The 25,479-nt window shown below is 69.3% G+C and carries 14 protein-coding genes; 5 read left to right on the top strand and 9 right to left on the bottom strand.

Going from position 1 to position 25,479, the window contains the following annotated elements:
- The first annotated feature begins 153 nt into the window (after nucleotides 1-153).
- Together M1M07_RS27700 and M1M07_RS27705 are read left to right on the top strand one after the other, a co-directional pair.
- Nucleotides 154-768 carry an MFS transporter gene (locus M1M07_RS27700; protein ID WP_248676232.1) on the top strand — a complete coding sequence of 205 codons (615 nt, stop codon included), beginning with the start codon at nucleotides 154-156 and terminating at the stop codon, nucleotides 766-768.
- Nucleotides 769-936: 168 nt separating this feature from the next.
- Nucleotides 937-1,440 (top strand): aldo/keto reductase, encoded by a 504-nt coding sequence (locus M1M07_RS27705; protein WP_308200871.1) that lies wholly within the window; start codon nucleotides 937-939, stop codon nucleotides 1,438-1,440.
- Between the two features lie 30 nt (nucleotides 1,441-1,470).
- Here the strand turns inward: M1M07_RS27705 and M1M07_RS27710 are convergent, their stop codons facing one another.
- Complete coding sequence (locus M1M07_RS27710) at nucleotides 1,471-2,781, bottom strand: adenosylmethionine--8-amino-7-oxononanoate transaminase (RefSeq protein WP_197255268.1); 1,311 nt, start codon at nucleotides 2,779-2,781, stop codon at nucleotides 1,471-1,473.
- Between the two features lie 160 nt (nucleotides 2,782-2,941).
- Here M1M07_RS27710 and M1M07_RS27715 point away from each other — a divergent pair, with 160 nt between their 5' ends.
- Both M1M07_RS27715 and glgX read left to right on the top strand, forming a co-directional pair.
- Nucleotides 2,942-4,975: an acyltransferase family protein gene (locus M1M07_RS27715; protein ID WP_197255283.1), complete on the top strand. Its 2,034-nt coding sequence runs from the start codon at nucleotides 2,942-2,944 to the stop codon at nucleotides 4,973-4,975.
- A 52-nt stretch (nucleotides 4,976-5,027) separates the two neighbouring features.
- Entirely contained in the window at nucleotides 5,028-7,352 is a 2,325-nt protein-coding gene (glgX, locus tag M1M07_RS27720) for a glycogen debranching protein GlgX (RefSeq protein ID WP_248676233.1), read from the top strand.
- Nucleotides 7,353-7,432: 80 nt separating this feature from the next.
- On the opposite strand, the gene M1M07_RS27725 is transcribed toward glgX, so the two are convergent.
- Together M1M07_RS27725 and M1M07_RS27730 are read right to left on the bottom strand one after the other, a co-directional pair.
- Entirely contained in the window at nucleotides 7,433-9,154 is a 1,722-nt protein-coding gene (locus M1M07_RS27725; protein ID WP_197255264.1) for an alpha/beta-hydrolase family protein, read from the bottom strand.
- A 266-nt stretch (nucleotides 9,155-9,420) separates the two neighbouring features.
- Nucleotides 9,421-9,918 carry a metallophosphoesterase gene (locus M1M07_RS27730; protein WP_248676234.1) on the bottom strand — a complete coding sequence of 166 codons (498 nt, stop codon included), beginning with the start codon at nucleotides 9,916-9,918 and terminating at the stop codon, nucleotides 9,421-9,423.
- 41 nt (nucleotides 9,919-9,959) lie between these two features.
- On the opposite strand from M1M07_RS27730, the gene M1M07_RS27735 reads away from it, so the two are divergent.
- On the top strand, nucleotides 9,960-10,757 hold the full coding sequence (locus tag M1M07_RS27735; protein WP_248676235.1) for an SDR family oxidoreductase: 798 nt from the start codon (nucleotides 9,960-9,962) through the stop codon (nucleotides 10,755-10,757).
- Here M1M07_RS27735 and M1M07_RS27740 read toward each other — a convergent pair whose 3' ends face one another.
- The 6 genes from M1M07_RS27740 to M1M07_RS27765 all read right to left on the bottom strand — a co-directional run bounded on the left by M1M07_RS27740 (nucleotide 10,758) and on the right by M1M07_RS27765 (nucleotide 25,411).
- Nucleotides 10,758-12,557 carry an ABC transporter ATP-binding protein gene (locus M1M07_RS27740; protein WP_248676236.1) on the bottom strand — a complete coding sequence of 600 codons (1,800 nt, stop codon included), beginning with the start codon at nucleotides 12,555-12,557 and terminating at the stop codon, nucleotides 10,758-10,760.
- Nucleotides 12,554-14,323: an ABC transporter ATP-binding protein gene (locus tag M1M07_RS27745; protein ID WP_248676237.1), complete on the bottom strand. Its 1,770-nt coding sequence runs from the start codon at nucleotides 14,321-14,323 to the stop codon at nucleotides 12,554-12,556. The genes M1M07_RS27740 and M1M07_RS27745 overlap by 4 nt, the downstream gene beginning before the upstream one ends.
- A 35-nt stretch (nucleotides 14,324-14,358) precedes the next feature.
- Nucleotides 14,359-15,288 (bottom strand): siderophore-interacting protein, encoded by a 930-nt coding sequence (locus M1M07_RS27750; RefSeq protein WP_248676238.1) that lies wholly within the window; start codon nucleotides 15,286-15,288, stop codon nucleotides 14,359-14,361.
- Between the two features lie 9 nt (nucleotides 15,289-15,297).
- Complete coding sequence (locus M1M07_RS27755; RefSeq protein WP_248676239.1) at nucleotides 15,298-16,326, bottom strand: iron-siderophore ABC transporter substrate-binding protein; 1,029 nt, start codon at nucleotides 16,324-16,326, stop codon at nucleotides 15,298-15,300.
- Nucleotides 16,327-16,447: 121 nt separating this feature from the next.
- Nucleotides 16,448-17,383, bottom strand: coding sequence for a methionyl-tRNA formyltransferase (locus M1M07_RS27760; RefSeq protein WP_197255247.1), 936 nt, complete (start codon nucleotides 17,381-17,383; stop codon nucleotides 16,448-16,450).
- A 78-nt stretch (nucleotides 17,384-17,461) separates the two neighbouring features.
- Entirely contained in the window at nucleotides 17,462-25,411 is a 7,950-nt protein-coding gene (locus M1M07_RS27765; RefSeq protein ID WP_368862573.1) for an amino acid adenylation domain-containing protein, read from the bottom strand.
- Between the last annotated feature and the right edge of the window lie 68 nt (nucleotides 25,412-25,479).

Genomic DNA, 25,479 nt, shown 5'->3' on the forward strand with positions numbered 1-25,479 from the left:
GCGCCGATGCGGTGACCGGCCCTGCGGTGCGTGCCGATCCCGCCCTTTCCGGGAAACGCAGCAGAACAACAGGAAGAATCGGAGAGTATTACGGAGTATCAGACTTCTCGTCGACTGTTGTGAGCCTTCGAGAACATTCAGGTCGTGCTGGCCATGACGATGACCGTCCTGGGCTTCGGCGGCGTGTTCGCTGCCATCACCTACATCGCGCCGATGCTCACCGAGGTCGGCAACTTCGCGGAGTCCTCCCTCTCGTGGCTGATGGCCGCCTTCGGGACGGGCATGGTCGTCGGCAACCTCATCGGCGGGCACTTCGCGGACCGCAAGCTCATGCCGATGCTCTACACCGCCCTCGCAGGCCTGGCACTGGTCCTCGGCCTGTTCACCTTCCTGGTCTCCGACAAAGCCGCGTCCGTCGTGGCCGTCTTCCTCATCGGCGCACTCGGTTTCGCCACCGTCCCGCCCCTGCAGAAACATGTCCTGGACCACGCACACGGTGCCCCGACACTGGCCTCGGCCGCCAACATCGGCGCCTTCAACCTCGGCAACGCACTGGCCGCCTGGCTCGGCGGCCTGGTGATCTCCGCCGGTCTCGGCTACACCGCACCCAATGCCGTCGGGGCGATCCTGGCCGCCTCCGCCCTGGTTCCGGCCGTGATCTCGCACCGGCTGCAGCGCCGATCCGCCCGCGTCACCGCGACTCGTGCTCGGGCTGCTCCCGACCTCGGCCGCGCCGCTCACGCCACCGCGGGAGCCGTCCACCCCTGACCCCTGTCACCTCGAAACCCTCACCCAGCGAACATCTTCGAAGGATTCCCTCATGACACCCTCCACGATCCCCACCGTGAAACTGAACAACGACGTCGAGATCCCCCAGCTCGCGCCTTCGACGCGAGCCTCGCCAACCTCGGTCTCGACTATCTGGATCTCTATCTGATCCACTGGCCCACCCCCGCCCGCGGCCTCTACCCGGATTCGTGGCGCGCCCTCGAACGCCTCGCGGAGGAAGGACGCATCCGCGCCGCGGGCGTATCGAACTTCCAGCCGACTCACCTCCAGCGCCTGCTGGACGACAGTGCGCTGACCCCGGCCGTCAATCAGATCGAACTGCACCCCGGTCTGCAGCAGGCCGAATTGCGTGCCTTCCACACCGAGCACGCCATCGCCACCGAGGCATGGAGCCCTCTCGCCCAGGGTGCCGTTCTGGACGATCCTGCCATCGCAGCGATCGCTCGACGCACCGGCAGATCACCCGCTCAGGTGGTCCTGCGCTGGCATCTGCAACTGGGCAACATCGTGATCCCCAAGTCGGTCACTCCGGCCCGCATCCGCCAGAACCTCGACGTCTTCGACTTCCGGCTCAGCGACACGGACATGGCCGCGATCACCGCGACCGACCGCAACCTGCGCACCGGACCCCACCCGGACGAGTTCAACTGACGAACGACCGTCCCGCCGAGCCGGCAGGATTCAGCTCCGCGAGCGTGCCGCCGCGAGCATCCCGCCGGTGATCGCCGCGACGTCGTCCGCGGTGCACACGTACGGCGGCATCGCGTAGATCAGGTTCCGGAACGGCCGCAGCCACACCCCGGCCGCGACCGCGGCGTCGGTGGCGGCGCGCATGTCGACGGGTTCGGCGAGTTCGAGCACGCCGATCCCGCCGAGCACCCGCACATCGGTCACCCCGGGCAGTTCCCGGGCCGGCTCGAGTCCGCTCGCGAGGCCGGCGTTCAGGGCCGCGATCTCCGATCGCCAGTCGCGCGAGAGCAGCAATTCGACCGCCGCGACCGCGACCGCGCACGCCAGCGGGTTGCCCATGAACGTCGGCCCGTGCATGACCCCGCCGCCTTCCCCGGCGCTGATCACCTCGGCGATCCCGGAGGTGCACAAGACCGCCGCCAGGGTGACGTACCCGCCGGTGAGGGCCTTGCCGACGCACATGATGTCGGGGCTGATCCCGGCGTGGCCGGCGGCGAACAGCTCACCCGTGCGACCGAATCCGGTGGCGATCTCGTCGAGGATCAGCAGCAGTCCGTGTTCGTCGCACATGCGGCGCAGCTCGCGCAGATAGGCCGGATCGTGAAAGCGCATGCCGCCGGCGCCCTGCACCACCGGTTCGACGATCACCGCGGCCAGTTCGTCGGTGTGCTCGTTCAGGATCTTCTCGAACTCGGCGACGTAGGCCGGATCGAAGTCGCGCGGCGGTGCGGGGGCGAACACCTGCCGGGCAAGCACGTCGGTCCACATCGAGTGCATGCCACCCTCGGGGTCGCACACGCTCATCGGAGCGAACGTGTCGCCGTGATAGCCGCCGCGCCACGTCATCAACCGGTGACGTCCCGGGCGCCCGAGCGCGCGCTGGTACTGCAACGCGAGCTTGATCGCGACCTCCACCGACACCGACCCGGAGTCGGCGAGGAAGACCTTGTCGAGCCCGTCGGGGGTGATCTGCACCAGCAGTTCGGCCAGGCGCGCGGCGGGCGCGTGGGTGAGTCCGCCGAACATCACGTGGCTCATCCGTCCGAGCTGCTCGGTGACGGCCGCGTCGAGCACCGGATGCCGGTAGCCGTGCACCGCGGCCCACCACGAGCTCATACCGTCGACGAGCTCCCGCCCGTCCGCGAGAACGAGCCGGGTGCCGTGCGCGTGGTCGACGACGAGGGGCTCGGTAGAGGCCGGGAACGCCCCGTACGGGTGCCACAGGTGTGCGGCGTCGAGTTCCGCGATGCGGGCTGCGGGCAGAGACGGCGAATTCACGGCCCCGACTGTAGGCGGTTTCATGCCCGTACGAAGCAGCGCATAGGGTGGCTGCCCGTACCTGTGTGCTTTCGTCACAGCAACAGCTCGGTGCCCGCCTCCGAGTCGGACCGGCCCGGAAGGGAGCTCGATGCCCGTCACGACGTTCACACCACGGCTGCGGTCGGCCGACGGCGGTGCCGTCATGTCGGCTCAGCGCGACCGTGCCGTCGCGTCGGTCCGGCGCGCCGATCTCGACGGCCTCCGTGGCCTCGCGATCGCTCTGGTCGTGGTGTTCCACGTGTGGTTCGGGCGGGTGTCCGGTGGTGTGGACGTGTTCCTCGCGCTGTCCGGTTTCTTCTTCGTCGGGTCGCTGCTGCGTGTTACCGAGTCGGCCGCGCCGCTCGATCCGCGGCCGGTGCTGCGCCGGGTGGGCCGGCGGTTGCTGGCACCGTTGGTGCTGGTCCTGACCGCGGTCGCGGTGGCCCAGGTCGTCCTCACCCCGCCGACCGGGTGGTTCTCGGCGGCGGAACAGCTGTTCGCGTCGCTGACCTTCCTGCAGAACTGGCATCTGGCGCGCACCGCGAGCGACTATCTGGCGGCCGATCCGTCCGTGAGCCCGCTGCAGCATCTGTGGTCGATCGCGGTGCAGGGGCAGTTCTACCTCGCCGCCGTGATGGTGGTGTTCGGCCTGGCGTGGGTCCTGCGGCGCCGCGGCCTGCCCACGCGGATGCCGCTCACGATGCTCCTCGCCATGGTCACGGCCGCCTCGTTCGGCTACGCCGCGTTCTCGGGCGCGGAGCGAACCTGGCTGTACTACGACAGCGCCGCGCGCCTGTGGGAGCTGACGCTCGGCGGGCTGCTCGTGTGCCTGCTGCCGTGGCTGCGGGTTCCGCGGTGGGCCGCGGCGACGCTCGCGGTGCTCGCGCTGGTCGTGTTCCTCGGCTGCGGCGCGGTACTCGACGGCCGCGCACAGTTCCCGGGACCGTGGGCGCTGGTGCCGGTCGGGGCGGCGCTGCTGCTGGTCGTGACCGGCGCGACCGGATCGACCGCGGTGTCGCGTCTGCTGGCGTCCGCGCCGCTGGTGCGGCTCGGTTCGATCGCCTACGCGCTGTACCTGTGGCACTGGCCGGTGCTGATCACGTACCTGATCGTGCGGGACCGGCTCACCGTCGGAGTGCTCGGCGGTGTCGGGGTGATCGCCGTGTCGCTGGTGCTGGCCGAGGCCACCACCCGGCTGGTGGAGGACCCGATCCGAAAGGGCGTCCCGTCGCGCGGACGTACCTCGCTCGTCGCGGCTCTGACGAGCGTCGGCGTGGCACTGGCCGCCGTCTCCGTGGGATGGGTCCAGTACGTCGACCGTTCCGCCCGGCAGATCGCCGAGCTGCCGAATCTGTCCACCGATGTGTATCCCGGTGCCGCCGTGTTCGACCTGCTCACCGATCCGGTGAGCGCACCGGTGAAACCCCCGCTGACGATCGCCGATCGCGACCTTCCTGCCACCACGCTCGAGGAGTGCATCGCCGTGAACGGACAGCAGGAGCCGCTGTCCTGCACCTACGGGGATCCGACGGCGAGCCGCCGGATCGCACTGACCGGCGGCTCGCATTCCGAGCACTGGCTGCCCGCGCTGGATCTGCTCGGCGTCGAGCATCACTTCCGCGTCGACACGTACGTCAAGGTGGGGTGCCCGCTCTCGGCTCCGACGACTCCGCCGGCCGAGGACTCGGCGACCTTCGACTGCGACACATGGTCGACGAGTGTGCTGGCCGAACTGGCCGCGAATCCGCCGGACTACGTGTTCACGACGTCGACCCGTCCCCGCGAGGCAGGCGAGGGTCCGGGCGACTACACCCCCGACCGGTACGTGACGCTGTGGGAGACGCTGACCTCGTACGGCATCCCGGTCCTGGCGATCCGGGACACCCCGTGGCTGAAGGACGACGGCATCCCCTATCGCGCCTCGGACTGTCTCGCCCACGGTGGCGACGCGTACGCGTGCGGAATCGCGCGGTCCGATGCACTCGACATCGTCGATCCCGCCCAGGCCGCGGCCGCGCACCTGCCGACGGTCCATCCGCTGGATCTGTCCGACGTGGTGTGCCGCCCGGAACGGTGCCTCGCGGTGGAGGGCAACGTCCTGATCTACCGCGATCGCGACCACCTCACCGCCTCGTACGTGCGCACCCTGGCGCCCGAACTGGGCCGCCGGATGCGCACGGTCACCGGTTGGTGGTGACCTGTCGCGCTCGCCGGGATAGTGGGGGCCGTTCCGATTAGGGTGAGCGAGTATGGACCCCAGCGAAACGACCGCGCCCGGTGACTCCTCCGAGGAGGAACTGCTGGTCTGGCCGGGCACCCCGTATCCGCTCGGCGCCACCTACGACGGCGCCGGCACGAACTTCGCGGTGTTCTCCGAGGTCGCCGAGAAGGTGGAGTTGTGTCTGATCGCCCGCGACAACACCGAGACCCGCATCCCGCTGGAGGAGGTCGACGGGTACGTGTGGCACGCGTACCTGCCGATGGTGTCCCCCGGGCAGCGCTACGGCTACCGCGTCCACGGACCGTACGACCCGGCGCAGGGGCTGCGCTGCGATCCGAGCAAGCTGCTGCTCGATCCGTACGGCAAGGCGTTCGACGGCGCATTCGACGGCGACCCCTCGCTGTACTCGTATGCGGTCGCGGTGCCGGAGGCCGACGACAGCGCAGCCGTAGCCGGGGACGACGAATCCGGGGCCGGCGAGGACGCAGCCGCCGAGGACACCGCGCTCGAAGCCGAGGGTTCGGAGCCCGCCGACGAGGACCCACCCGCCGAGGACGCGACGGGCGACGAACAGTCCGGTGACGCCGACGGTTTTCCGCAACTCGATTCGCTCGGGCACACCATGACCACGGTGGTCATCAACCCGTTCTTCGACTGGGCCACCGACCGCCCGCCGCGCCGGCCCTATCACGAGACGATCATCTACGAGGCCCACGTCAAGGGCATGACGGCGACACACCCCGGGATCCCGGAACAGCTGCGCGGAACCTATGCGGGACTGGCACATCCGGTGATCATCGACCATCTGCGCGATCTCGGGGTGACCGCGATCGAGTTGATGCCGGTGCACCAGTTCATGCACGACCAGGTACTGCTCGACCAGGGCCTGCGAAACTACTGGGGTTACAACACGTTCGGGTTCCTCGCCCCGCACACCGAATACTCGTCGTCTACGAAACCCAGCGCTGTCGTCGCGGAGTTCAAGGCGATGGTGCGCGCCTTCCACGAGGCGGACATCGAGGTGATCCTCGACGTCGTCTACAACCACACCGCCGAAGGCAACCATCTCGGGCCGACCATCAGTTTCCGCGGCATCGACAACGCCGCCTACTACCGGCTCGTCGACGACGACAAGGCCCACTACATGGACTACACGGGCACCGGCAACAGCCTCAACGCCCGTCACCCGCACACCCTGCAGTTGATCATGGATTCGCTGCGGTACTGGGTGCTCGAAATGCACGTCGACGGATTCCGGTTCGACCTGGCGTCGACGCTGGCCCGCGAACTGCACGACGTGGACCGGCTGTCGGCCTTCTTCGATCTGGTGCAGCAGGACCCGGTCGTCTCGCAGGTCAAGCTCATCGCCGAGCCGTGGGACGTCGGCGAAGGCGGCTATCAGGTGGGCAATTTCCCCGGGCTGTGGACGGAATGGAACGGCAAGTTCCGCGACACGGTCCGTGACTACTGGCGTGGTGAACCCGCGACCCTCGGCGAGTTCGCGTCCCGCCTCACCGGGTCGTCGGATCTGTACGAGGCGACGGGCCGGCGTCCCGGCGCGTCGATCAACTTCGTGACCGCACACGACGGGTTCACGCTCGCGGATCTGGTGTCCTACAACGAGAAACACAACGAGGCCAACGGCGAGGACAATCGCGACGGCGAATCGCACAACCGGTCGTGGAACTGCGGCGCCGAAGGACCCACCGACGATCCGGAGATCCTGGCGTTGCGGGCGCGGCAGCGACGCAACATCATGGCGACGCTGATGCTGTCGCAGGGCACCCCGATGCTCGCCCACGGCGACGAGATCGGACGGTCGCAGCGCGGCAACAACAATGTCTACTGCCAGGACAACGAACTTTCGTGGATGGATTGGTCACCCGAGAGCGTGGACACCGACATGCTCGCCTTCACCCGCAACGTGATCCGGTTGCGCCGCGATCATCCGGTGTTCCGGCGGCGCCGGTTCTTCGAGGGCCGGCCGATCCGCAGCGGCGACCAGTCCCGCGACATCGCGTGGCGCACGCCGGGCGGCGACGAGATGACGCCCGAGGACTGGGACAGCGGATTCGGCAAGTCCCTCGCGGTGTTCCTCAACGGTGACGGTATCCCCGAGCCGGATCAGCGCGGGCAGCGCGTCGTCGACGACACGTTCCTGTTGTGTTTCAACGCCCATCACGAGCCGATCGACTTCGTCACCTCGGGCGGATCCGACGACCCCGACTGGACGGTGGCACTGGACACGGACAGCCCCGACGGTCTGCGGGACCTGACGGTCGCCGCCGGCGAGTCGGTGCAGGTGCAGGGTCGGTCGTTGCTGGTGCTGCGGCGTCCGCGCAGCCAGGACTGACGGTGCTCCGCGCCTCGTGCGTGGTTTCGGTAGCGGCAGCTGCCGAAACCACGCACGAGGCAGCGGGCGTCGGTGGGTTCCTATTCCTCGGAATCGATGACGGACCTGAGGGTCGCGAGGTCCTCGGGGGTCGTTCCCTCCGGCCGCAGGACGGCGTTCCACCCGTCGACGTACTCGGTCGTGTACTTGTGGCCGTGCCCGCCGGGAACCCCGGTCGAGAACGGTAGATCCGCGGTGACCTGCCAGAATGTGACGAACGGCATCCAGACCATGTCCTCGAGCACGTCCGTGCCCGGGGCCTCACCGATCCAGTCCGGCTCGTTCAGGATCAGGTGCGGACTCCACCACACGATCGGGTCCGACGGGTGCATCAGGTACAGGACCCTGTTGCCGTCCCACGGCTGGCCCGCGGGCGGGATCCCGGCCTCGGCGTCGTTCGTGAACCGCACCGTGCGCCCGTTCTTGTAGATCGGTTCGACCTCCGGGCTGCCCGGCTCGCGATTATCGCTGAAGTCACGGAACAGGGTGTTGAAGTTGGGCGGGCCGGCGAACAACGTACCCGCCGTGCGGTTGCTCAGGTCGCGTTCCCCGCTGAAGGCGGTTTCCCCACCGAACGAGCCGAGGCTTTCCCCCGCAACGAACAGCCGGGGACGGCTGTCCGGCGGCAGTTTCAGCCACTCCTCGTAGACCGCGTCGAACAGGTCCCGGCCGGCTTCACGAGCCTTCGACTGGTCGACCAGATAGGAGATCCACGAGGGCAGGTACGAGTACTGGATCGCCACGGTTGCCGCATCGCCGCCGGTGAGATATTCGAACGAGTCGACCAGGGCCGGGTCCACCCAGCCGCTGCCGGTCGTGGTCACCACGAGCAGATCGGCGCGCTCGAAGCCGCCGGCGCGGGTCAGGTCCTCGACGGCCAGTGCCGCGCGGGCCTCGGTGTCGTCGGCGGATGCGAGCCCGGCGTAGATCCTGATCGGCTCCTCGGCGGGCCCGCCCGCGAACCCGCCGATCTCGTCCACGGACGGACCGTCTCCGATGAAGGCGCGCCCCTGGTAGCCCAGCGTGTCCCACGGCACCACAGACTCCGGGCCGCCCGATCGCAGACCGGTCGCGGGCTGCTGTACCCCCTCCGGCGTCTGCGTATCCCTAAGCGAGAAAGCCGAATTGGCGACATTGACGAAACCGCTGAGCAACACCCCCGAGACGACCAGGTAGACCAGTGCGGCCACCAGCACCCAGCCGACCGCGGACGCCGCGCTGCGGCCGATCCAGCGATCGAGCAGCGTCGCGATCCAGCGGTAGATACCTCGGATGCCACGGCCCATGGCCACCAGAAGGGCGAAGACCACCACCGCGATCACGGGTGAGAGAACAGCGAGCGGAATGTTGTAGTCGGTGACCCCCATCAACTCCCGAATCCGGTGCTGCCAGTACTGCCCGAATCCGAATGCGACGGCGAACAGCACCACCGCGGTGACGGCGAACACCAGCCACGCACGCCGGCTCGGACGCCGCGGGCCCCGGTCGGCGAACGCACGCCACACCCAGGCCGCGAGCACACCGAGCCCGTACCCGATCGCCGCGGTGATCCCGCAGACCAAGCCCTGCAGGAGCCCTCCGCGCGGGAGCAGGGACGGGGTGAACGACAGGCACGCGAATACGAGCGCGCCCCAGCATCCGGGAAGGGTGACGTACAGCAACTTGCGGCGCGACCCTATGGGAGCCGGCTCTCGGTCGTCGACCTCGGTTCCGGACCTGCCTGCCTCGGCGTGCCCGGCATCGGCCGGGATCTTCTGCTCCATGGCGACCTCCGCGTCAATGATCGCCCGCGCCGAACCGTTGCGCCGGTTTTTCCGGTGTTCGCGGTGGGGCATTCGATCGGCGGCTGGGCCGCCCTGTGCAGGTCGACGCACAGGTGCTGCCCCGGGTGGGCACTTCGATTTCATGGACGCAGTGCCGCCGGGTGTCGAACCGGATCCGGCGCTGGATCGGGCCGCGTTCCTGCGGGATCTGGGCGAGAGCACCGTCGCGACGCTTTCGCCCTGACCCGGTGACCGCCTGGCTGTCCCTAGCGCAGGAGACGATGCAACTCCACACCACGCAGCACACCGTCCTCGATCGTCGCGGTCATGTACGTGCAATACGGCTGCCGACGCCGATCCGTCGGCGAGCCCGGATTGAGCAGGCGCAAACCACCGGGGGCCGTGGTGTCCCACGGAATATGGGAATGGCCGAACACCAGTACATCCGTGTCCGGATAGGCCGCCGCCATGCGCTTCTCCCTGCCCGCCGAGGGCCCGGTCTCGTGCACCACAGCGAGCCGAACACCGTCGAGCGTCACCCGAGCGATCTCCGGAAGCCGTTCCCGCAAGGCAGGCCCGTCGTTGTTGCCCCAGCACGCGACGAGTCGTGCGGCGCGTTCCTCCAGAGCGTTCAACAATCCGATCTCGATCCAGTCACCGGCGTGGACGACGACTTCGGCGCGGTCCACCTCGTTCCACACCTCGTCGGGCAACCGGCGCGCACGGGCAGGGACGTGGGTGTCGGCCAGTAGCAACAACCTCATGGGCCCAGTGTGCCGCTCCCGCCCTGGGGTACACCCCGAACATGACCGTTCCAGCACACGACAGACTCGCCGTCATCACGGGCGCGGACTCCGGCATGGGCAAGGCCACCGCCGAACTGCTCGCCTCCGAGGGATTCGACATCGGCATCACGTTCCATACCGACGAGGCCGGCGCCGACGACACCCGTGCCGCCGTCGAGCAACGCGGAAGACGGTGCTTCGTCACCCGCCAGGACCTGACGAGCCCGGACACCGCCGATGCGATCGACGACCTCGCACGGCAACTCGGTGGGCTCGGCGTACTGGTGAACAATGCCGGCACCGGACATCGCGACGGAGTCCTCGACCTGTCCTACGACCGGTGGCGGGAAATGCTTGCCACCGACCTCGACGGACCGTTCCTGTGCGCACAACGAGCAGCACGGCACATGGTCGACGCCGGCCGGGGAGGACGGATCATCAACATCACGAGCGTCCACGAACACGTACCGCGTTTCGGTGCGTCCGCGTACTGTACGGCCAAGGCGGGACTGGGGATGCTGACCCGTTGTCTCGCACTCGAACTCGCGCGGCACGGCATCACCGTCAATTCGGTCGCTCCGGGTGAGATCGCCACCCCGATGACCGGCATGGACGAATCCGAGGCCTTCCACGAGGATCGTCCGGGCAACCCGACCGGCCGCCCCGGTCACGTCAACGAGGTCGCGTCCGTCGTCGCGTTTCTGGCGTCGCCGCGCGCGTCGTATCTGACCGGCCGTTCGATTCCGGTCGACGGTGGTCTGATGCTCATGGCCGCGCACGGACACGACATGAACGACGGCAGTTGGCGCGAACTCTGACTAGCTCTCGGCCCGACCCCGCGCCCACGCGGCCCACAGGGTGGCGTAGCGACCGCCGCTGCGGAGAAGCGCGTCGTGCGAGCCCTGCTCGACGATTGCGCCGCGGTCCATCAGCACGATCCGATCGGCGGTGGCGGCCTGGCTGAGCCGGTGCGCGACGATCAGCGCCGACCGCCCCTCGAGCGCGGCCTCGGCGGACGCCTCGAGCAGGCTCGCGCCGGCACTGCCGGCATCGGCGGTGGCCTCGTCGAGGATCACCAGCGCCGGATCGAGCAGCACCAGCCGTGCCAGCGCGACCTGCTGGACCTGCATCGGCGACAGGTCGTGTCCGCCGTCACCGACGATCGTCTCGATCCCGTCGGGTAGCAGTTCCACCCACTCCCACGCGTGGATCCGGCGCAGGGCGTCGCGGATCTGCTCGTCGGTGGCGTCCGGTGCGGCCATCCGCAGGTCGTCGGCGAGCGACCCCGCGAACACGTGCGTTTCCTGCGTCACCAGCGCGACCCGGCGTGCACGCTCCGATTCGTCGAGTTCCGCGAGGTCGGCACCACCGAAGCGCACCGCACCGCGCACGGGCCGGTGGATGCCGGCGAGAACCGCCGCGAGGGTGGTCTTGCCCGCGCCGGACGCACCGACCAGCGCGACGTGCTCGCCGTCCGCGATCGTCAGCGACACCCCGTCGAGCACCGGGTCCTTCCCCGGGTACGCGAACGTGATGTCCTGCGCTTCGAGCGCCCGGCCCTGCGGCACCGGCGTCGACGCGGCCGCGGTCCGATCGGATCCGAAGCGTTCGCCTTCGACGGTCACTCCGACGATGCGCACCAGCGACGCCGCCGCGGACTGCAGGTCGTCGGTCACCATCAGCAGTTCACCGATCGGCCCGAACAGCCGCAGGAAGAACAGCATCGCCGCGGTCGCGGCGCCGACGGTGAGCCCCTCGTTCCCGACGAGCATGTAGCCGACGACGAGAATGGTTGCCATACCGACGAATTCGGCGAGATTGATGCCCGCGAAGAAGCGGTTCTGCACGACGCGGGCGCGCAGCGTCCAGCGCACGACCCCCCACGAGCGTCCCTCGATCTCGGTGAGCAGCCGTCCGGTCAGGCCGAACGCGCGTGCCGAGTCGAGGCCGCGGATCGCGCCGAGCACCTCGTGTGCGCGTTTCGCCATCGCAGCACGCTCCCCCGTGTAGACCGGCGGTGCCTCCCGCACGTACCGCCGCACCGTGAAGATGTGCACCGGCAGCACGACCACGACGACGGCGAGAAACCGCCAGTCCAACGCGGCGAGCCCGACGACGGTCGCGGCGATGGTGAACACCGATGTCGAGATCGCCGGAACACCCTGGGAGATGGCGGTGCTCACGACCTCGACGTCGTCGGTGGCACGCGACACCAGGTCGCCGCTGCCCGCAGCCTCGACCCGCGAGAACGGCAGCCGCAGCGCCGAGGCCAGCATGCGTTCGCGCAACCGGGCGAGGACCGTCTCGAACAGCTGGGCCGAGGCGGCGACACCGGCGCCGGTGAGCCCGGCACCCGCGACGGTGGCGACGACCATGAGAATCGCGAGCCGCCACACATCGCCGGCGTCGCCGCCGTCGATGGCGATGTCGACGATCCGGCCGAGCGCCCACGGCATCACCAGCCCGAGCGCAGCGGCCGCGACCAGCAGCGCGACGACGCCGATCAGGCGTGCGCGGCTGCCGGACAGGGCGGCGAAGAAGTGCGCGGCGGTGGTGCGGGCGTCGGCGATGGGGAGCGGACCGGCCGGTGCGGTCTCGTGGATCGCGGTGCTGGTCATCGGTGGGCCTCCACGGGCGTACCGGCCGGGACGGCCGAGGACAGTGCGGGTGCGTCGTCGGCGGCTCCGCGGTGGACCAGTCGTCCCTCGGCGAGGACGATCACCTCGTCCGCTGCGGCGAGATGCGCCGGGGCGTCGGTGAACACCAGGGTCAGTCCGTCGGCGCGGGTCTGCCCCAGCCGCTCGGCGACATTCGATTCCGTGACGGAGTCGACCGCCGTGGTGGGGTCGACCAGCACGAGCACCGAGGAGTCCGCGGCGATCGCCCGGGCCAGTGCGACGCGCTGCCGCTGACCACCGGACAGCAACCGGCCCGCCTCCCCCACCGGGGTGTCGAGGCCGTCGGGGAGCACCTCGACGACGTCGTCACAAGCGGCGGCGAACACGGCACGGGTGATGCGGGTGTCGCGATCCGCGGCCTCCGGATCGACGGCGGCGGCGATGTTGTCGAGCACGGATCCCTCGAAGAGAGCCGCGTGGTGCGGGGCGACGCGCACGGTGGCGATCGCGGTGTCCTCGTCGAGATCGAACAGGTCGGTCTCGCCGATCCGGACGGCGCCGTTCTCGGGCGTGGCCGACCGGGACAGCACCTCGACGAGCGAGGCGGTCGTCGGAGCGTCGGCCACCACCGCGACGAGTCCGGTCGCGGGCAGTTCGAGATCGAGGTCCCGGACCGGTCCGTGGGCGAGGCCGTCGAAACGGAGCTGGCCGGCGGTCGCGGCGGCGGTACCGATCGAGGTCGCGGGCGGTGCCTGCAGCACGGTGAGGACGCGGCGTGCGGAGGCGAGCGCGCCGGCCCACACGGCGCCGGCGTTGGTGCCGAGGGCGCTGAGAGGCCCCATCACGAACTGGGTCAGGCCGACGACGGTGATCAGCTGACCGACGGTCAGGCCGCCGCTGACCGCCATCAGACCGGCGGCGACACCGATGGTAACGACGAACAGACCCGACACCGATTCCATGGCGGCGAGGTAGGCACCCTCGGAACGGGAGGCGGCGAGCACTCCGCGCAGGGCGCGCTGGCTCGCCTCGAAGTAGCGGCGGGCGGCGACCTCCTCGGCGCCGATGCCCTTGACCACCCGAAAGCCGGTGACGAGATCGGTGGCGGTGCCGGCCGCTTCGCCGGCCATCTCCTGCTGGTGCTCGCTGCGCGCCCGCAGCGGGCCACCGGCCTTGTCGAGGATCCACAGGATCGTGGGGGCACCCACCAGGACCGCGACACCGAGCGGCCCCGAGATGGTCAGCAGCACGATGCCGGTGAACACGACCGCGGCGATCTGTCCGATCGGGTACACGCCGATCGCGCAGGCCATCGCGAGGCGCTGCACGTCCGAGGTCGCGATCGACAGGGATACGCCGGGAAGTCGTGCGGGCCCGGCCATTCCGCGCGGGTCGAGGATCCGGTCGGTGACCCGGGTGCGCAGCTGGTGCTGCACCGCCTGCATACCGAGCAGCCCGAGCCGGGATCCGAAGCGGAAGGAGAACGAGAGCATCGCGAACACCGCGCCGAGCACCACCAGCCACAGCAGCAGTTGGGTGCCGTCGTGGGTGGCGATGGCCCGGTCGATCGCCATACCCATGACGACCGGGACCAGTGCCTCGCCGATCTGGTGGCCGATCATCAGCACCGCGGCGGGCACGGTCATCCGTCGTGCCGCGAAGATCGTGCGGACCGCGAGTCGGCGGGCGGTGGTGGCGTCGTCGACGCGGATCGGCGGGGTCGCCACCGGTCGGTCGCTACTGAACGTCAGCGGGCGCAGCTTCATGGCTCCTCGGGGGTTGTGGCACCTGGCGGTTCCGGTCAGGCGTCGTCGCCCTCGTCGTCGTGGTGGTCGAGATTGACGACTCCGCGCTTCCAGTAGCCGTCGATGTCGACCCGTTCCTTCGGCAGACCCAGCTCGCGGCGGAAGTACCGGCGGATCGGCTTGAGTGAGGTGGCTTCGCCGGCGGCCCACACGAAGTAGGGGTCGGCGGGAAGCTCGACAGCGCGGATCGCCTCGATGAGCAGTTCGGTGCTGCCGGGTGCAGCGCTGCCGCGGTGCAGGTAGGTCAGCCGCGTTTCGGCGGACCGCTCCAAGTCGAGTTCGTCGCTCGCGTCGCGGACCTCGACGAAAGCCTGGATCCGGGCGGTCGCGGGGAGTTCCTCGAGCCAGCGGGCGAGCGCAGGCAGGGCCGTCTCGTCCGCGGCGAGGATGTAGGCGGGGTATCCGGTGGGGACCAGGATCGACCCGCGGGGGCCGAGCACGCCGAGGGGTGCTCCGGCTTCGGCGGTCGCGGCCCAGCGGCCCCCGGTGCCGTGCTCGTGCAGCACGAAGTCGAGGGTGAGTTCACCGGCCTCGGGATCGAACGCGCGAACCGTGTAGTCGCGGAACTCGAGACGCCGGCCGTCGGGTTCGATCCACTTGCCGTCGCCTTCGATCTCGGGCATCGCGACGTCGCCGGTGTCGTCGGGGAAGAACAGCTTCACATGGTCGGTGGGCCGCCCGGTGCCGTGCGGGAAGCCGGCGATCTCCGGACCGCCGACGACGATGCGCCGCATCCGCGGGGTCAGGTCGACCGTGCGCAGAACCGTCAGCCGACGGGGCACGAGATCGTGCATCACGATCTTCTCGGTCAGGTCGTCGAGGCTCTCCGCCGCGGTCATCCGGGTGCTCCGTTCTTCGAGGGGTGGGGTGGGCGAGGCGCCGCCGGACGCGTACGTGCCGTCGCCCGGGATATGGGGCGACGGCACGAAACTACGTCACGGCTGAGCGTCGGCTCCCTTGTCGACAGCAGCCGAGAACTGCGGGCCGTACTCCTCGATGACCCACTTCAGGCTGATCGGGGACGGGAACGCAGCGGCGCGCGGGGTGCCGTCCTCGCTCGGGGTGATCACGACGGATCCGCGCTGGACGACCGGCAGTGCGGTCCACACCGGGTTGGTGTCGAACACCGAGGTGTCGGCGGTGTTCGGAACGACCCACAGCATGTCGGCGTCGAGCTTGGACGCCTCCTCCCAGCTGATCTGGCCCTTGCCCCAGTTGCAGTCGACGGTCTGCGCGTAGTCGCTGAGCTTCATGCCGAGCGAGGTGAGCACGCGGGCCATGTTGTCGTCGTTGGAACACAGGACCCACAGGCCCTCCGCGGACGGGGACACGACCGCGTTGAAGGTCTTGCCCTCGAGTTGTGGGTTCTGCGACTTGACCTGGGCGACAGCTGCTTCCGTCTCGGCGATGGCCTCGTCGGCCTCGGCGGTGCGTCCGACGGCCTCACCGATGCGGCGGGTGTTGTCCTGCCACGAGTCGGAGTTGGCTTCCTCGGTGTAGTGGACGACCGGCGCGATGGCGCTGAGCTTGGCGTAGACGTCCTCGTCCAGCCCGTAGAACGTGGTCGCGACCAGCAGATCGGGGTCGAGGGCGGCGATCGCCTCGAAGTTGACCTCGTCGTTGTCGTCGGTCACCGCGATGGCTTCGATGTCGGCCGGGAAGTGTCCCTGCTCCCATGGGTAGCCGGCGGGCACGTCGAGACCCGGATCCGGGTACGCGATCGTGTCGACACCGATCGACGCCAGGATGTCGGCGTCGGTCTCGGACAGCGCCAGCACCCGCTCGGGCTGCTCCTCGATGACCGCGTCACCGAAGGCGCCGTCGATCGTCACCGTGGTCCAGTCCGAGTCACCGCTGCCGGAGGCCGTGTCGTCGGAGTTGCTCGAACATGCCACGGGCAGCGTCACCACTGCGGCGAGCGCCATCAGCCGCGCGGCCAGGCCTCGGGAAGCACTGATCTTCATTCGTCACTCTCAGGTCAGGTTAGGTTAGGGTCAGTTAAGGAACGCCTCACAGTAGCAGCAGTGGGCGATCCGTCTCAATCGCTACATTTGCCGGGTTGAATCACAAGCCCGACAAGCCGAATCACTCGAGATAGCCCGCGCGGCCGGCGAAGAAATCCTTTGCGTCGACCTCGGTTCCGTCGTCCAGACGCAGGCGCTCGAGTACCAGTGCGGGGTTCCCACCGTTCCACGCGTCCGGGCCGCACACGACCGCGATGCCGTTGCCCTCGGGGACCGTGACACGGCCGGGCGTGCCGCCGAAGAGCCGCGGCGAGACCGAGGCCTTCAGGACACGCAGGCGCTCGCCCTTGTAGTAGGTGAACGCGTTCGGATACGGATCCGCCTGCGCCCGCACCAGGCGCTCGATGGCGTCGGCCGGCCACCGGAAGTCGATGTGGCTGTCGCGCTCGGACCGCTTGTGGAAGTAGGTCGCCTGCGCGGGATCCTGCGCGGTGAAGTCGGTGCGCCCGGATTCGAGCAGATCCAGCGCGTGCAGGAGCACCGGCTCGATGAGATCGACCGTCGCGTGGAACAGATCCGTGGTGGTGTCCTGCGGACCGACCGCGACGGCCTGCTGCGCGACGATCGGGCCGCCGTCGAGGGAATCGTCCATCAGGTGCGCGGTGACACCGACGTGGGACTCACCGTTGATGAGCGCCCAGATGAGCGGCGAGAAGCCCGCGTACTTCGGCAGCAGCGAATCGTGCACGTTGAGCGTGCCGAACCGGGGCGCCTGGTAGATCTCCCGCGGCAGCCAGGTGCGCCAATTGTTCGCGATGATCAGATCGGCGTCGGCGTCGCGCACCGCCTGGATCAGCGCGTCGTCGGGACGCTTGCCGACGAACACCGGGATGCCGTTCTCCCGGGCCAGATCCTCGACGGAGTCGGACCACATCTGCTCGTACGGATGGTCGCTCGGCGGGTGCGTCACCGACAGCACCACCTCGTGCTTGGAGCCGAGCAGCGCCGACAGCGTCCGATGGCCCCAGGTCTGGTAGCCGAAGGTGATCACTCGCATGGTTTTTCGCTTCTCCTCTGGTTGCGGCCGACGCGTGTCGGCTCGATTCGTACGGCCCGGGTCGCCGGGCCGGATGGGTCAGTCGACGGCGAGCGGCAGTCCCGTGTGGTCCGCCCACCAGCGCTGCCAGCGGTCCAGAGCCGGACCGGTGTTCAGGTGTTCGTGGTCGATGTCGACGGCGAGCATCTCGACCGGTCCGGCGAAGTACTCCGACCACCGCTCGCATCCGCCGCCGCCCTCGGCGGCGTGTTCGGCGCCGATGACGACATGCCCGCGGGCACGCACGAGCCCGTGGGTGGGTTCGGTACCCATCAACCGCAGGCAGCGGTCGAACGAGTCCATGAGCGCCGCCGCGTCCCGGTCACCGAGCACCGACAGCGGACCTGCGCAGGCGCGGTTGCGGGCCTGGACCGAGGCACGGGTCTCCCCCGCGATCTCCTCGAGGCCGGCGAACTCGGCGAAGGCACGGACCACGTCGGCCTCGCGTTCCTCGTCGGTGCGCATCCGCACCCTCCCCTCCGCGACCGGCGGCGAGTCGAGGATCGTCACGTCGGCGACCGCGAGTCCACGCGATTCGAGTTCCCGGGCCACCGCGAACGCGATGTGTCCGCCGTACGACCAGCCCATCAGGTGGTAGGGGCCGTCCGGCTGGGACTGCACGACGACGTCCGCGTAGGCGACGGCGAGTTCGGTCGCGGTCGCGAAGTCCCGCCCGTCGCGGGCGTGCGCGGGATCCTGCAGGCCGATCACCCGGACGTCGTCCGCCATCCGCGACGCGAACTCCGCGTACACGGTCGAGTAGCCGGAGGCCGCGTGCACCGCGAAGACGGTGTGACCGCCGTCGCGGCCCGGGGCCAGGACCACCGGGATGCCGTCGCCGCCGCGCACGCCGATCGAGGCACGGCCGGCGATCTCGTCGACGAGACCGGCGATCGTCGGGTTCTCGAACACCGAACGCAGCGCCAGCGCGATGCCGAAGTCGTCGTCGATCGCCGCAACCAGCCGGGCCGCGGCGAGCGAATGACCACCGAGTTCGAAGAAGTTGTCGTCCACGGAGATTCGCGTGTCCTCGGGCAGCGCGAGGATCCGGACGATGTGCCGGGCCAGCACGTTCTCCTGATAGGTGTGCGGCAGTCTGCCCGAACCCACTGCGAGCGGTGCGATCTCGGGCAGTGCGGCGACGTCCGCCTTGCCGTTGACCGTGGTCGGGATCGCGTCCACCACACCGATCGCCGCGGGAACCATGTACTCGGGCAACCGCGCCGACAGGAACGTACGCACCTCGTCGACGAGCGTGTCCGCGCGATCGGGTTCGAGTGCGGTGACGTAGGCCGCGAGGGTGTTCTGCCCGTCCGGACGACGGCGGGCGACGACGACGGCGGTGCGCACACCGGGGCAATCGGTGATCGCGGCGCGGATTTCGTCGAGTTCCACCCGGAACCCACGAATCTTCACCTGATCGTCACACCGACCCAGATACTCCAACCCACCGAACGCATTCCACCGCACCAGATCCCCCGTCCGATACAACCGCCCACCGGCAGCAACGACATCCCCCGTCGCTCCGCTCGCCCCGACGCCGAACGGATTCGCCACGAACGCTGTCGCCGACAACCCCGGCCGACCGTGATAGCCCCGCGCCACCTGCACCCCACCGAGATACAACTCACCCGGCACCCCCACCGGAACCGGACGCAGGAACCGATCCAACACCCACGCCGACGAATTGAACGCCGGCGACCCGATCGGCAACGCCGCCCGCGACCGCGAGACCACCTCCCGCGAAATCACCTGCGAGGTGATCCCCACCGTCGCCTCCGTCGGACCGTACAGATTGAACAACCGATCCCCGAACACCTCCAACGCCGCCGACGCCGACGCAGGCGAAAGCTCCTCCCCACCACAGAACACCCGCTCCACACCCGCCACCTGCGACGGATCCGACACGAACTCGAGCAACGCATCGAGCATCGACGGCACGAACTCCACCACCGACACCGCACCCGAGGACATCAACCCCACCAGATAGGACGGATCCCGATGACCCTCCGGCTCGGCCACCACCACCGACGCCCCCACCACCAACGGCACGAAGAACTCCCACACCGACGCATCGAACGCCGTCGGCGCCTTCTGCAACACCCGATCCGACGCCACGATCCCCGTCGCCCGCATCTTCCACACCAGGAAATTCACCAACGACCGATGCTCGACCACCACCCCCTTCGGCCGACCCGTCGACCCCGACGTATAGATCACATACGCCGCATCCCGACCCGACACCGGTCGCGACAACACCACCGGCGCATCCGACACCCCCGACCACGCATCCCAGCAGTCCGGACCCAACTCCACCACCGGCACACCCGAGATCACCGACCGCGCCGACACATCCACCACCGCCAACGACGGCGCACCGTCGGAAACCACATACTCGATCCGCTCCACCGGATACGACGCATCCACCGGCACATACGCACCACCGGCCCGCATCACCCCCGCCAACACCACCGGCAGATCCAACGACCGCGGCACACACACCGCCACCCGATCCCCCACCCGCACACCGGCATCGACCAACACCCGAGCCAACCGATTCACCCGCGACTCGAACTGCGCATACGACAGTGACTCGTCCCCGAACACCACCGCCGGCGCCCCCGACCCGAAACCCGGAGACAACGCCAACAACCCATCCAACGTCGACACCGAAACCGGCACCGACTCACCCGCCGCGAACCCCGACACCAACACCCGATCCGCCACCGGCACCACATCCACCGACGACAACCGCACACCACCAGCACCCACCAACACACCGAACGCGCCGCGCAGTGTCTCGACCGCCCGCTGAGCGGTCTCGATGTCGAACAGGGCACCGGCGCACGCGAGCGTGCCGCTCAGTCCGTCGGGTGTATCGGCGATCTCGATCTCGAGGTCCGCCTTGACGCTGTTGGTTTCGTCGGCCTCGGTGTACCGGCCGAAGCCTGCGCGGCCGAGGACGTCGTGGGTCTCGTCGACCAGGTCCGCGACCCGGAAGGACACGAGCGTCTGGAACAGCGGGTTGTGCGAGGCCGACGGCGTGGTGCCGCTGACCCGCACGATGTGGTCGAACGGCAGGTCCTGATGGGCGAACCCGCCGAGCACGACCTCCCGCACCCGGCCCAGCAACTCGTCCACCGTCGGATCCCCCGACAGATCGTGACGCAACGGCAGCGTGTTCACGAAATACCCCACCACCGACGCCAACGCCTCGTCCGTACGGCCACCCACCGGCGACCCCACCACGATGTCGTCACCCGCACCCAACCGCTGCATCGCGATCACGACCGCGGCCTGGACCAGCATGTACATCGTGACGTCGCGTTCGGTGCACACCCGTCGCAGCGCGGCCGAGACCTCCGGATCGATCGTGAAGGCGAGTTCGAACCCGGCGAAGTCCTGGACCGCGGGTCGCGGCCGGTCGGTGGCGATCATCGACACCTCGGGGACGCCGGCGAGCCGGTCGCGCCAGTAGTCGACGTGGTCGGCCGCGGCGGTTCCGGGCCGGTCGGCGCCGGCGAGCATCGCGTCCTGCCAGGCCGCGAAGTGCCGGAAAGTCACGGATTCCGGCGTCCACTCCGGTGCGGTGCCGCCGCGGCGCGCGGTGTAGGCGCCGAGGAGGTCGCCGAGCAGCGTGGGCGTCGACCATTCGTCGACGAACGCGTGGTGCACTGCCAGCGCCGCGACCTGCGGCCGGCCGTCGACGGTGAACACCGCGGCACGCATCGCCGGGTCCAGACGGAGGGAGAGCGGGCGATCGACCCACTGCGCGACCGCGTCGGTCAGGGTGTCGGCATCGCTCACGATCTCCTCGACGGGGAACGCGCCGGTGCGCGGAGCCTCGACGTCGAGCTCGATGCCGTCCGGTCCGGGGACCAGCCGGGACCGCAGTGCCTCGTGTCGCGTGGTGAGATCGGTCAGTGCCGCCGCCCACGCGTCGGCGGAGAAGTCGTCGGGCACGGTGAGCACGAGCGGCACGGTGTAGACCGAGCCGGCTCCGGTGATCTGCTCGATCACCCACAGTGACCGCTGACCTGCCGACGCCGGAACCGTCTCCGGCACGACGACGTCGGCGACACCGATCGAGATCGCGCCCTCGGCTGCGTCGAGAGTGCGGGCGAGATCGCCGACGGACCGGGCCTCGAACAGGTCGCGCAGCGTCAGCTTGCGGGCGAAGCGGGCGGACAGGCGCGCCACGGCCCGGGTCGCGAGCAGCGAGTGCCCACCGAGGTCGAAGAAGTCGCTGTCGACACCGATGGTCACGGTGTCGTCGAGGCCGAGCACGTCGCGGAAGACCTCGGCCACTGCCCGTTCGGACTCGGTGGCCGGTGCCCGGCCTCCGTCGTGGACCGGGGCGACCGGCTCCGGCAGTGCCTTGCGGTCGAGCTTGCCGTTGACGGTCACCGGCAGCTCGTCGAGCACGGTGATCGTGGGCGGCACCATGTAGTCCGGCAGGCGCGACGAGAGATGTTCCCGCAGAGTGGAAGTCGGATCCTCACCGTCCGAGGCGCCGCGGTCGAGCGTGCAGTAGGCGGCGAGGGTCGCGTCGCGACCGGAGGTTCCGGTCCGGGCGATCACGGTGGACGAACGGACCCACGGGTGGGCGTCGAGGGCGGCGCGGATTTCGTCGAGTTCCACCCGGAACCCACGAATCTTCACCTGATCGTCACACCGACCCAGATACTCCAACCCACCGAACGCATTCCACCGCACCAGATCCCCCGTCCGATACAACCGCCCACCGGCAGCAACGACATCCCCCGTCGCTCCGCTCGCCCCGACGCCGAACGGATTCGCCACGAACGCTGTCGCCGACAACCCCGGCCGACCGTGATAGCCCCGCGCCACCTGCACCCCACCGAGATACAACTCACCCGGCACCCCCACCGGAACCGGACGCAGGAACCGATCCAACACCCACGCCGACGAATTGAACGCCGGCGACCCGATCGGCAACGCCGCCCGCGACCGCGAGACCACCTCCCGCGAAATCACCTGCGAGGTGATCCCCACCGTCGCCTCCGTCGGACCGTACAGATTGAACAACCGATCCCCGAACACCTCCAACGCCGCCGACGCCGACGCAGGCGAAAGCTCCTCCCCACCACAGAACACCCGCTCCACACCCGCCACCTGCGACGGATCCGACACGAACTCGAGCAACGCATCGAGCATCGACGGCACGAACTCCACCACCGACACCGCACCCGAGGACATCAACCCCACCAGATAGGACGGATCCCGATGACCCTCCGGCTCGGCCACCACCACCGACGCCCCCACCACCAACGGCACGAAGAACTCCCACACCGACGCATCGAACGCCGTCGGCGCCTTCTGCAACACCCGATCCGACGCCACGATCCCCGTCGCCCGCATCTTCCACACCAGGAAATTCACCAACGACCGATGCTCGACCACCACCCCCTTCGGCCGACCCGTCGACCCCGACGTATAGATCACATACGCCGCATCCCGACCCGACACCGGTCGCGACAACACCACCGGCGCATCCGACACCCCCGACCACGCATCCCAGCACTCCGGACCCAACTCCACCACCGGCACACCCGAGATCACCGACCGCGCCGACACATCCACCACCGCCAACGACGGCGCCCCGTCGGAAACCACATACTCGATCCGCTCCACCGGATACGCCGCATCCAACGGCACATACGCACCACCGGCCCGCATCACCGCCGCCAACACCACCGGCAGATCCAACGACCGCGGCACACACACCGCAACCCGATCCCCCACCCGCACACCGGCATCGACCAACACCCGAGCCAACCGATTCACCCGCGACTCGAACTGCGCATACGACAGTGACTCGTCCCCGAACACCACCGCCGGCGCCCCCGACCCGAAACCCGGAGACAACGCCAACAACCCATCCAACGTCGACACCGAAACCGGCACCGACTCACCCGCCGCGAACCCCGACACCAACACCCGATCCGCCACCGGCACCACATCCACCGACGACAACCGCACACCACCAGCACCCACCAACACACCGAACGCAGCACGCAGCGCGGCGACGAAGCGTTCGGCCGTGGCGGCCTCGAACAGTTCGGTGGCGTAGTCGACGGTCAGGTCGAGGCCGGAATCGGTTTCGGAGACCGAGATCTCGAGGTCCGCCTTGACGACCGCCAGGTCGGCGGGTTCGGTAACCGAGTCGAACCCGGCCCCGAACGCGAGGTCGCCGGAGTCGGCGCGGTAGGCGAGCATGACCTGGTAGAGCGGATTGTGGGTGCCGATGCGTTCGGCGCCCGACGCCCGGACGATCTCCTCGAACGGCAGGTCCTGGTGGGCGAACCCGCCGAGCACGACCTCCCGCACCCGGCCCAGCAACTCGTCCACCGTCGGATCCCCCGACAGATCGTGACGCAACGGCAGCGTGTTCACGAAGTACCCCACCACCGACGCCAACGCCTCGTCCGTGCGGCCACCCACCGGCGACCCCACCACGATGTCGTCACCCGCACCCAACCGCTGCATCGCGATCACGACCGCGGCCTGGGTGAGCATGAACATCGACACCCCGGCGCGGTCCGCGGTCGCGTGCAGCGCCTCGGTGATGGCTGCGTCCACACCGCCGCGGACCTGCGCACCGTGGAAGCTCGGTGCCGTCGGGCGCGGCCGATCCAACGCGATCGACGACGAGACCGGTGCCTCGTCGAGGACCCGCGCCCAGTAGGCGCTCTGCTCGGCACGCACCGAGTCCGGGTCGTCGGCCGACCCGAGGAGCTCGCGCTGCCACACCGCGTAGTCGGCGTACTGCACTGCCGGCACGTCCCATTCGGGTGTGTGGCCGGCGCGGCGGGCCCGGTACGCGGCGGACAGGTCGGACATCACGGTCGGGAACGACCAGTCGTCGATCGCCGCGTGGTGCACGGAGAGCACGAGCACGCACTCGTCGGCCGCGGTGCGCAGAATCAGTGCACGCAGCGGCAGGTCGGTGTCGAGTCGGAACGGCCGGCGGCCGAACTCGTCGACGCGGCCCCGGGCCTGCACCGGATCGGTGCACTCCGCGACGGTGACGTCGAGTTGCCCTGCGACAGCTGCCGGTTCGACGATCCGCTGATACACGGCCGCATCGGATTCGGTGACGGTGTCGGCCGGAATCAGCAGGGTGCGCAACGCCTCGTGCCGTCGAACGAGATCGGCGACGGCCGCGGCGAGCGCGTCGGCGTCGACCTGTCCGCGCAGACGCAGGACGGTCGGCACGTTGTACTGCGCGTCCACCCCGGTGAGCTGCTCGATCATCCACAGCGACTGCTGGCCGTAGGACGCGGGCAGCGGATCCGGACGCACCGCGTCCCCGACGCGAGGACGATGCGCGACGCGACAGGCACCGTCGAGGGCTGCGGCGAGCGTGCCGACGGTCGGGGTCTCGAAGATCGAACGCAGGGACAGGGACACTTCGTGCTCGGCGTTGAGGCGCGTGAGAACCCTTGTCGCGGACAGGGAATGCCCACCGAGCGCGAAGAAGTCACTGTCGACGCCGACGGTCACGGTGTCGTCGAGATCCAACGCGGACCGGAAGGCACGCGCGACCGACAGCTCCGCTGGCGTCTGCGGCTCGCGGCCGGCGTGGTCCGCGGCCTCGGGCACGGGCAGCGCGGCGCGGTCGAGCTTGCCGTTCGCGGTGATAGGCAGCTCCGGCAGCACCACCAGCGCCGACGGCACGAGGTGGGCCGGCAGCGTGTCGACGAGCCGGGCCCGCAGGGCAGTAGGATCGAGTTCGTCCACCGCGCAACCGTTTTCGGGCGTGACGTAGGCGACCAGACGGGTCTCCACGCCGGCGCCGTGGGCGATGACGGTCGCGGAACCGACGACGTCGATCGCGGTGAGCGCGGCTTCGATCTCACCGACCTCGATGCGCTGACCGCGGATCTTCACCTGAAAATCCGACCGACCCACATACTCCAAACCACCCGACGGCAACCACCGCACCAGATCCCCCGTCCGATACAACCGCCCACCGGGGGTGAACGGATCGGCGACGAACCGCGACGCCGTCAGGCTCGCCCGCGCGTGATAGC

Origin of the sequence: Rhodococcus sp. HM1 (genome assembly GCF_023218075.1) — a bacterium.
GTDB lineage: Bacteria > Actinomycetota > Actinomycetes > Mycobacteriales > Mycobacteriaceae > Rhodococcus.